A 6,165-nucleotide genomic window follows, 5' to 3' on the forward strand; every position below is an offset into this window, starting at 1 on the left:
CAACCCCACCCGCACCACCGCACACCACCCCCTGTTCCAGATCATGCTGATGGTCGGCAACACCGCCCAGCCCGATCCCGACGGATCGCCCTTCGCCGGTACGGAGATCCCCTTCGACATCGGCACCGTCAAGTTCGACCTGACCCTCTCCATCCGCGAACAGGCGGACACCAGCGGCGCCCCCGCCGGACTGAACGGCTTCCTCGAGTACGCCACCGACCTGTTCGACGAGCACACCGCCGCGATGCTGGCCGACCGGTTCGCCCGGCTACTGACCGCCGCCGTGGCCGACCCGCGCCGACGCGTCAGCGAGTTCGACCTGCTCAGTGACGAGGAGCGGGACCAGCTCCTCGTCGCCTACAACGACACCACCGTCCCGCCCACCCGGGGTTGCGTCCACGAAGCCTTCCAGGAGCAGGCCCGGCGCACCCCCGACCACACCGCCGTCACCTTCGGCGAACAACAACTCACCTACGCCGAAGTGAACCGACGCGCCAACAGGCTGGCCCACCGACTCGTCGCGGCCGGCGTCACACCACAATCCACCGTCGGCGTCCTCATGCACCGTGGCGCCGACCTCGTCATCGCCAGCCTCGCCGTACTCAAGTGCGGAGCCGCCTACGTACCGGTCGGCACCACTCTGCCACCAGCCCGGGTACGCACCATCATGACCGACGCGAACGCCCCCGTACTCCTGGTCGACAGCCACGCCAGCACCAACCCCGCACTGGCCGAAGAGCACACACACGGCACCGTCGTCGTCGCCTTCGACAGCCCGACCGATGATCAGACCGGCAGTCGCGATGACGACCTGAACCTGCCGTTGGACGATCAGTCCCTGATGTACGTCATGTTCACCTCCGGCTCCACCGGTCGCCCCAAGGGCGTGGGTGTCACCCACCACAACGTTCGCGAACTCGTCAACGACCGCTGCTGGAACGCGGCACACCATCGGCGGATGCTTGTGCACTCCAACTACGGCTTCGACTCCTCCACCTACGAGATGTGGGTGCCGCTGCTGCTCGGCGGCGAACTCGTCATCGCGGCAGGCGAAGGCGCCGACCTGGCGGAGATCGCGCGCACCATCACCCGGTACGACGTCACCGCCGCCTACTTCACCATGGGCCTGTTCCACATCATGGCCGACGAAGGGCTGGACACCCTGGCCCGGTTGAAGGAGGTCTGGACCGGAGGTGACGTGGCCTCCCCCGCCGCCGTCGCGCGGGTGCTGGAACACTGCCCGGACACGGTGCTGGTGCACAGCTACGGCCCGACCGAGGTCACCTTCGCCTCCCACCAGCAGCGGTTCGACACCGACCGGGGCGAGTTCGGCGGGGTCCACCTGGGCCGGCCGCTGGACAACAACCGCACGTACGTGCTCGACGAGCGGCTGCGCCCGGTGCCCCTGGGCGGCACCGGCGAGCTGTATCTGGCCGGCGAGCAGGTCGCCCGCGGCTACCTCGGCCGACCGGGGCTGACCGCCGAACGCTTCGTCGCCGACCCGTTCGACCCGGCCGGCGGCCGGATGTACCGCACCGGTGACCTCGTCGCCTGGAACGGCCGGGGTGAGCTGCGCTTCGTCGGCCGCGCGGACGGGCAGGTCAAACTCCGCGGCTTCCGCATCGAACTCGCCGAGATCGAAGCCACCATCACCGCGGATCCGGCCATCGGTCAGGTCGCCGTGATCGTCCGCGAGGACCGGCCCGGCGACAAGCGGCTCGTCGCGTACATCGCGCCCGCCCACGGGGCAGCCGCCCGGACCGACGCCGACTGGGAGGCGGCCGTACGGCAACGAACCGCACGGACCCTGCCCGACTACATGGTCCCCTCGGCGGTGGTGGTCCTTGATCAGCTACCGGTCACCGTCAACGGCAAACTCGACCGCCGCGCCCTGCCCGCCCCCCAGCAGCAGCAGCGCGTCGGCCGTGCCGCCCGCACCCCGAACGAGGAGCTCATGTGCGACCTCTTCGCCGAGGTCCTCGGAGTTCCCACGGTCGGCATCGACGACGGCTTCTTCACTCTCGGCGGACACTCTCTGCTGGCCACCAGACTGGTGAACCGGATCCGGGCGGTCTTCGCAACGGAGATCGGTGTCCGGGACGTCTTCGGAACGCCGACCCCGCTGGGGCTTCTCGACCGGATCCGTGAGCTGGCCGGTACGCCCGTGCGGCCTGCGCTGGTGGCGTCCGCACCGGATGGCCCGGTGCCGTTGTCCTACGCGCAGCGCCGTCTCTGGTTCCTCGGGGAACTCGACGGCCCGAGTGCGATCTACAACATCCCCGTCGCCATCCGACTGGACCAGGCGATCGACCCGGACGTCCTGGCGGCGGCCCTCGCCGACGTCGTCGAACGGCAGGAGGTGCTGCGCACCGTCTACCAGGTCACCGACGGCGAGCCCCATCAGGTCGTTCTCGACGGGGTACGCCCCGAGGTGACCGTGCGGGACCTGACCCCCGACGAGGTGTCGGCGGCGGTGGACGCGGCGGCCGGACACGTCTTCGACCTGGCCACGCAGATCCCCGTACGGGTCTGGCTGCTGCGCCCGGCCGGTGCGCCCCAGGTGTTGGTGGTGGTCCTGCACCACATCGCCGGTGACGGCATGTCGATGGCACCGCTGCTGCGGGACCTGTCGGCGGCGTACGCAGCGCGGACCGTGGGACAGCAACCGCAGTGGGCGCCCCTGCCGGTACGGTACGTCGACTACACCCTCTGGCAGCGGGATCTGCTCGGCGCGGCCGACGACCCGGACAGCCTCCTGGCCCGGCAGCTCGACTTCTGGCGGCACACCCTGGCCGGCGCACCGCAGGTGCTGGAGTTGCCCGCCGACCGGCCCCGCCCGGCGCGGGCCAGTCACCAGGGCGACGCCGTCCCGTTCACTGTGGACCCGGCCACCCATGCCGCGCTGCGTCAGGTGGCCCGTGCCGCCGGCACGTCGATGTTCATGGTGGTGCAGGCCGCCTTCGCGGTGCTGCTGTCCCGGACGGGCTCCGGCACCGACATCCCCATCGGCACCGTGGTGGCGGGTCGGGACGACGAGGCCCTCGACGACCTGGTCGGGTTCTTCGTCAACACCCTCGTGCTGCGGACCGATGTCTCCGGTGCCCCCACCTTCACCGAACTGCTGGCCCGGGTTCGGGAGACCGACCTGGCCGCATACGAGCACCAGGACATTCCCTTCGAGCGTCTCGTCGAGGAGCTCAACCCGGCCCGCACCACCGCGCATCACCCGCTGTTCCAGGTGATGCTGATGGTCCGGAACGCCGTCGGGGCCGATTCCGACGGATCCCCGTTCGCCGGCACCGAGGTCGGGTTCGAGATGGGCACCGTCAAGTTCGACCTGACCCTCTCCGTCGCCGAACGGCAGGACCCCACCGGCGCCCCCGACGGGATGGACGGCATCCTCGAGTACGCCTCCGACCTGTTCGACACCGAGACGGTCCACGACCTCTGCGCCACCTTCATCCGGCTGCTCGGCGCATTCGCCACCGCACCCGACGCCCCCGTCGGGCGGCACGACCTGCTCACCGCCGACCAGCGTCACACCCTGCTGAACACCTTCAACGACACCGGGGTTTCCGCACCGGACCTGCGGGTCACCGAGGTGTTCGCCCACCAGGTCGCCACCGGCCCGGACCGGATCGCGCTTATCGACGGCGACACCCGGATGACGTACGCCGAACTCGACATCGCCGCCGACCGGCTCGCCCGGCATCTCGTGACGGTCGGCGTACGGCGCGGGGACATCGTGGGGGTGCTGCTGGAGCGTGGCCTGCCGATGGCCGTCGCCGTCCTCGCCACGCTGCGCGCCGGTGCCGCGTACGCCCTGCTCGATCCGGAATTTCCGGACGCCCGGCTGACCGCCCTGGCCGACGACGCCGCACCGGCCGCGCTGGTCACCGCGAACGACCTGGCCGGTCGGCTCGGCACGGCGCGTCCCGCAGTCACCGTGCTGGTCGACGAGGCAGGCGCCGTCCCCGGTGCGGCACCGGCGGGTGTGCCCGCCCTACCTGCCGGCGACCCCGGGGACCCGGCCTGCATCATGTTCACCTCCGGCTCCACCGGAACGCCCAAGGGGGCGCTCGCGTCCCACCGAGCCATCGTCGGAACCCTCACCGGCCAGGACTTCGTCGACTTCGGACCGGACCAGGTGTGGTTGCAGAGCGCGCCGGTCTCCTGGGACGCGTTCGCGCTGGACTTCTGGGGCCCGCTGCTGCACGGCGCCAGCTGCGTGCTGCACCCCGGCCAGCGGCCGGAGCCAGCCCGGATCGCCGAACTGGTCGCCCGCCACGGGATCACCACCATGTGGCTGTCGGCCGGGCTGTTCAACGTCATGCTCGACGAGTACCCCGACACGCTCGCCGCCGTCGGGCAGGTGATGACCGGTGGTGAGGCGCCCTCGGTGGAGCACCTGGCCCGGGCCCGCCGTCTGCTGCCCCGACAGCGCCTGATCCACGCGTACGGGCCGGTGGAGAGCATGATCTTCACCAACTGCCACCAGGTCCAGGCACCGCCTGACCATGCGCCGGTCCCGGTCGGTGCGCCACTTGTCAACCGCGCCTGCTACATCCTCGACGATGAGCTGCGGCCGGTCCCGGTCGGCGTCACCGGCGAGATCTATGTCGCCGGTACCGGGCTGGCCGACGGGTACCTGCGCCAGACCGCGCTGACCGCCGAGCGCTTCGTCGCCAACCCGTTCGATCCGGCCGGCGCCCGGATGTACCGCACCGGCGACCTGGCCCGCTGGACCCGCGACGGCGCGGTGGCGATCGTCGGACGGGCCGACGACCAGGTCAAGATCCGGGGATTCCGGATCGAGCCCGGTGAGATCGCGGCGGTGCTCGCCCGACAGCCTGGCGTCGGCGGGGTGGCCGTGATCGTCCGTGAGGACCGGCCCGGCGACAAACGGCTCGTGGCGTACCTGACGCCTGCTGTGGAGGGGTCGGAGCTGGACGAGGCCGAGCTGCGCCGCGCCGCGGCCGAGACACTCCCCGCCCATCTGGTGCCGGCCGCCTTCGTGGTGCTGGAGCGGCTGCCGTTGGCCGCCAACGGCAAACTCGACCGTCGCGCCCTGCCCGCACCGCAATACGGCCAGAGCACCGGACGTGCCCCCCGTACTCCCAACGAGCACCTCATGTGCGACCTGTTCGCCGAGGCCCTGGTCGTCCCCGCAGTCGGCGTCGACGACGGCTTCTTCGACCTCGGCGGACACTCACTGCTCGCCACCAGACTGGTGAACCGGATCCGGGTGGTCTTCCGCACCGAGATCGGGGTGCGGGACGTGTTCCAGGCTCCGACCCCGGCCGGACTGCTGCACCGCATCCGGGAACTGGCTGGCACGCCCGTACGGCCCGCGCTGGTGGCAACCGAGTCGACCGGTCCGGTGCCGCTGTCGTACGCCCAGCACCGGCTCTGGTTCATCAACGAACTCAACGGCCCCAGCGCTGTCTACAACATCCCTGTCGCACTCCAACTGGACCACGACCTTGACGCGGACGTCCTGGCCGCCGCCCTGACCGACGTCCTGCACCGCCAGGACGCCCTGCGTACGGTCTTCCGCACCATCGACGGCGAACCCCACCAGGTCATCCTCGATGACCCCGGACCAGGACTGACCGTTGAGGACCTCACCCCCGACCAGCTACCCGCGGCCGTCGAGGCCGCTGTCGGACACGTCTTCGACCTCAGCACCGATCCGATGCTGAAGACCTGGCTCCTCCGACCCACCGGCGCTCCCCAGGTGCTGGTCGTCGTCCTCCACCACATCGCCGGCGACGGCGCCTCCATGGCGCCCCTGCTGCGCGACCTCACCGTCGCCTACCAGGCCCGCGCCGCCGGCCACGCACCCGGCTGGACTCCGCTGCCGGTCAGCTACACCGACTACACCCGCTGGCAACGGGATCTCCTCGGCGACGCGAACGCCCCCGACAGCCTGCTCGCCGGGCAACTCGACTACTGGCGCACCACCCTCGCCGACGCGCCGCAGGTCCTGGACCTCCCGGCCGACCGGCCGAGGCCGGCCCGTGCCAGCCACCGTGGCGACGCCGTCCGGTTCACCCTGGACGCGGCCGGCCATGCGGCGCTGCTGCGGGTGGCCCGCACCACCGGTACGTCGGTGTTCATGGTGTTGCAGGCCGCGTTCGCCGCCCTGCTGTCCCGGATGGGCTC

General features: G+C 71.1%; 1 protein-coding gene. It reads left to right on the plus strand.

Going from position 1 to position 6,165, the window contains the following annotated elements; all coding sequences use genetic code 11:
* Positions 1–6,165, plus strand: a 6,165-nt coding sequence (locus tag C1A38_RS29990; RefSeq protein WP_146017654.1) for a non-ribosomal peptide synthetase, incomplete at both ends; no start/stop codon positions are given.

The organism is Verrucosispora sp. ts21 (assembly GCF_002879555.1).
GTDB classification, from domain to species: Bacteria; Actinomycetota; Actinomycetes; order Mycobacteriales; family Micromonosporaceae; genus Micromonospora; species Micromonospora gifhornensis.